The organism is Flavobacterium flabelliforme (genome assembly GCF_017948675.1).
Taxonomy (GTDB): Bacteria; Bacteroidota; Bacteroidia; order Flavobacteriales; family Flavobacteriaceae; genus Flavobacterium; species Flavobacterium pygoscelis.
Window position 1 is genome coordinate 1 of the sequence record NZ_JAGFBU010000033.1, and the last position, 668, is coordinate 668.

A 668-nucleotide genomic window follows, 5' to 3' on the forward strand; every position below is an offset into this window, starting at 1 on the left:
GGCTACACCAGTAACTCCAGTAGTGAGCACAACAGCAGCGACTTGTTCTGCTGCAGGAAGTATGACTCTTACGAATTACAATGCAGCCAATACTTATGATTTTTCACCTGCAGGACCAACTGTTAGTACAGCAGGAGTCATAACAGGCGGTATGATAGGAACGGCTTACACGGTTAAAGCAACTAACGCTTCCGGATGTATTTCAGCAGCTTCTAATAGTTTTACTATTATAAGCCTAACACAGTTGGCTACACCAGTAACTCCAGTAGTGAGCACAACAGCAGCGACTTGTTCTGCTGCAGGAAGTATGACTCTTACGAATTACAATACAGCCAATACTTATGTTTTTTCACCTACAGGACCAACTGTTACTACAACAGGAGTCATAACAGGCGGCGCGATAGGAACGGCTTACACGGTTACAGCGACTAACGCTTCTGGATGTATCTCAGCGGCTTCTACTAGTTTTACTGTTATAAGCCTAACACAGTTGGCTACACCAGTAACTCCAGTAGTGAGCACAACAGCAGCGACTTGTTCTGCTGCAGGAAGCATGACTCTTACGAATTACAATGCAGCCAATACTTATGATTTTTCACCTGCAGGACCAACTGTTAGTGCAGCAGGAGTCATAACAGGCGGTATGATAGGAACGGCTTACACGGTTA

At 44.9% G+C, this 668-nt stretch carries 1 protein-coding gene; it reads left to right on the forward strand.

Annotated elements, in window-relative coordinates; genetic code table 11:
- Nucleotides 1-668, forward strand: a 668-nt coding sequence (locus J3S90_RS15750; protein ID WP_210646981.1) for a hypothetical protein, incomplete at both ends; no start/stop codon positions are given.